This window comes from Streptomyces torulosus, assembly GCF_001419765.1.
Classification (GTDB): Bacteria; Actinomycetota; Actinomycetes; order Streptomycetales; family Streptomycetaceae; genus Streptomyces; species Streptomyces torulosus.
Genome location: NZ_LIRK01000353.1, coordinates 1 through 3,410 on the forward strand (window position 1 = coordinate 1; position 3,410 = coordinate 3,410).

Annotated in this window: 3 protein-coding genes and 1 pseudogene; 3 read left to right on the forward strand and 1 reads right to left on the reverse strand. The window is 66.0% G+C overall.

The window, feature by feature from the left end; genetic code table 11:
* Positions 1-711 precede the first annotated feature (711 nt).
* Positions 712-1,143 (forward strand): NUDIX domain-containing protein, encoded by a 432-nt coding sequence (locus tag AOK23_RS24315; RefSeq protein ID WP_055714785.1) that lies wholly within the window; start codon positions 712-714, stop codon positions 1,141-1,143.
* 437 nt (positions 1,144-1,580) lie between these two features.
* Here AOK23_RS24315 and AOK23_RS24320 read toward each other — a convergent pair whose 3' ends face one another.
* On the reverse strand, positions 1,581-1,817 hold the full coding sequence (locus AOK23_RS24320) for a hypothetical protein (protein WP_055714786.1): 237 nt from the start codon (positions 1,815-1,817) through the stop codon (positions 1,581-1,583).
* 377 nt (positions 1,818-2,194) lie between these two features.
* Here AOK23_RS24320 and AOK23_RS51475 point away from each other — a divergent pair, with 377 nt between their 5' ends.
* Together AOK23_RS51475 and AOK23_RS48935 are read left to right on the forward strand one after the other, a co-directional pair.
* Positions 2,195-2,605, forward strand: a complete 411-nt coding sequence (locus tag AOK23_RS51475) for a tyrosine-type recombinase/integrase (RefSeq protein WP_276205757.1) — start codon at positions 2,195-2,197, stop codon at positions 2,603-2,605.
* A 581-nt stretch (positions 2,606-3,186) separates the two neighbouring features.
* Positions 3,187-3,410, forward strand: a pseudogene (locus AOK23_RS48935) (hypothetical protein); the annotation flags it as partial.

Consider the following 3,410-nt stretch of genomic DNA (forward strand, 5'->3'; position numbering starts at 1 on the left):
AGCGGCCGCGGGCGACCCGACGTACAAGCCGCTCTCGACAGCCCTGGCCAATTCACGCACCTATTTCGACGAAACGCTTGATGTCGGCGGCGAGGTCAAGGCGGAATTGACCAAGGCCCGCCGCATCTGTGACGACCTCTGATCTCGCCGGTATACCAGGGCTCTCCAACCTGACGGTGCTCCGACCCCGAGTTGGACATTCCCACCCAACGGCGAAGTACCTTGTAGACGATTACAGTAGGCCGAGTACCGCCACAGGGACACGCCCGCTGAACCATGCTGACAGGCCCGAGATCAGTAGAGCGGCCACCAAAACGGTCGAAATGATCTTGATGGCAAACATGGATCCTCCCCCTGAGCCGTGGACCCCACAGTTTGCGGCCTGCTGGTGCGAGTGTGGTGCGCGCTGCTGGCAGGGTCCAGACTACGAACAAACCCCAGGCCGGTGACCTGGGGTTTCATCATGGAGCGGGTGACGAGAATCGAACTCGCGCTCTCAGCTTGGGAAGCTGCAGGCATTTGGTGGCCGTTCCGGGCGCTGAGCTGGGCAGGGGTGGGGGAGCGGCCTTGTTGGGCGCGGCTGCTTTCACCGTGGTTCCCCGCTGTTCCCCGCTCGTTCTGGTGCGCCAGTGGTGCGCACCGGGCCCATCCGTCGGCCAGCCTGCTCGGTTCAGGCCTTCTCGCCGGGGTGGGCGCAGTACCGTCGGGCATATGAAGGTCCGTCACAACGTACGTGCGGTTCTGCTCGATGGCGGTCAGCTGGTGTTCCTGCGCCGCGGATGGCCGGGCGGCACCTCCTACTACACGACCGTCGGTGGGGGCGTCGAAGTTGAGGATGCCGACCTTGAAGCGGCTCTACGCCGTGAAGTGATGGAAGAGATCGGTGCCACGATCGGCCCGGCGAGCGAGTTCCTGACCTTGACCGAGCCGGGCGAGGTCACCGTCGTACAGCACTTCTTTCGCGCTGACGTGCTGGACATGGATCTCAACCGCCGTAGCGGCCCTGAGCTCGATGACTCCGACATAGGCGACTTCTCACCTGTGCGAGTCACGTTGGACGCGTCAGCCGTGCAAGCGCTCGAACTCCATCCGCCCGAACTCGCCGACTACCTACAGGAGCACGCCGAGACTTGGGGTACTTGAGGGGTGGCGCCATCGTCAGTCCTTCGGCGATGACTGCTTCGTCCCGAAGCAACTTGGGTGGGGTCGGTGCCTTGGGCTGATGTAGCTCTCATCTGCTGCAACGGTCCGCAGACGTCCACGCTTGTCCGCCGCTATTCGCCAGCGTTGTCACGCAGTTAGACACTCACTTGGGACGCGGACCACCTGTGAGCCGCTGCGTGGGTTCAACGGGGATCCCGCTGCTTGGGTCAGATGGCTATGCCATCAGCGCACGAGAAACCGTGCTGCCCACGGGTGGCCATGACGCGTACCGTCGGTCTGAATCGGGGAGCCCGGAGGCCAGCGGCTCCGTTGCGGAACCGCGGAAAACATAACGGGGGGCATGCTGACGAGTGGCCGCCTCGGGTGCCACCGCCGCGTACGAGCCAGTGGTTCCCCGGCGAGCGGGCCCGCGGAACTCACGGGGCGGAGGACGTGGTCTTTGTCGGCGCCCGTGAGTCGCCGTCCGTCGACGCCGGGGGTGAGAACGCGAACAGGGCCACCAACGCAGCGACCACCGTCCCCCAGACGCAGATCGCGCCCACGAGATCGCGTGCATGCGGGCCGCCGCCCGTCGCGGCCTGGTCCCTGAGGCGGTATACGGCCACCGCCGCCGCCGTCGCGACCAGCAGGATCAGGACTGCTGTGCCGTCCATTTGCAGTGTCATTGCCGGGCCTTCCGAGGATCGGGGCCTGCCCGCCGGCGTCCGGTGAGGATTCCGGGCGGGCAGGCGCGACCGATGAGCTGCGTCGTGGCGTCGGATCGTGGGACGTAAGGGGCCGGACAGCCGCCGTGCAAGCATCCGGACATCCCGTTTTCACGGTCCGGGAGATTCTCAACTGCCGTCAGTCGCCCGTGAGTTCAGGAGTGCCTGACGTATGAGGCCAGAGTAGGGGATTCTCCCGGAGCCTCGTCATGAGCCGTATGTGTACAAACCCGCGGGTCGCACTTTGACGTTCTGCACAAGTCGGTCGGCGCGGGTGACCAGTGCGTCAGGTTCCGGTTCGGCGCGGTGCGGCGTGTCCCTGCCCGATGTCCGCCCCGCCCCCGGCCACCGTGCCACGCGGTGCCGGGGCTCGGCCCCACCCAGGTGCCTCACGCCCCGTTCAGCGGCTAACTGTCCGCCGCGACCCCTCCTGGCGCATCTCGTATAGACGAGTGGATGTACCTGTGAGCACCATCCGTGTTGAGACCTCCGCCGCGACCTTCACGCGGGTGGCGGCTGACGCAGGGTTACGGGTGGTCCGGCTACACGTCGCACGGCACGGCTGCGCCACGCTGCTGACGGCGGCCGGCGTCGTGCCACGGGTCATCATGGAAATCCTGGGGCACAGCCAGATCAGCATCACGATGGACGTGTACACGCACGTCGTGCACGACACCCAGCGGGAGGCGATCAGCCACATGGACCGCCTGCTCAGGCGATGCCGACCGGCCGCCTGAGAGGCGACTGCCGTCAAATGGTGCCGTCAGAACGGCCCGGACCATGATCGGTCCGGGCCGTTTTGCCTGGTGCCCCCGGCAGGATTCGAACCTGCGACACCCACTTTAGGAGAGAGGCGAGGGGATCATGCCGCTGAGCTGGGGCTTCGATACCTGGTCAGGCTGCCGAGAACTCGACCGCGAGACACCCTCGTTGACCGTGGCTGACCCCTGTATCTGGCACGACAGTGGCACGAACCCTTGGGTCTGGACGAGATGGTGCACGCCGAGCGTGAGAAGACGCGACAGAACAGCGAGGCTCCGCCCCGCATAGACAACCGCCGAATTCGCCAACGATGTCCGACGAGGGACACCATCCAGGAACCCGCGCGCCTTCCCCTGCGGTACTGAGGAACTACGTACTCGCACACGTAGTCACCGCCGCACGGCCATGGCGGGAAACACGTAACTCGCAACCCAACCGGTAATCCTTCGCGGTCAGAGCACTAGGCTCTGCGCCCATGCATCCTTCACACCCTTCACAGCCGTACGCCACGCCCACCCCGATGGCGTTTGCACCGTCGCCCCGGCGTCGGGCCCCTTTGATCGCCGCACTGGCCGTCGGCGTCGTGTTCGGGGGTGGTGGCGTGGGTACCGCATGGATACTCTTCGGGAGCGACGGTGGCTCCGGGTCTGACGCTGCGGCCGACGCGATCGCCGCCTGCGGGGCACTCGACCGGCTTGACGAGTCGAATAGCGCGGCCGAAGGCGCGGCAGGTGACATATCGATCCGTCAATGGGCGGCCGCTCAGTTGCTGGCCGAATC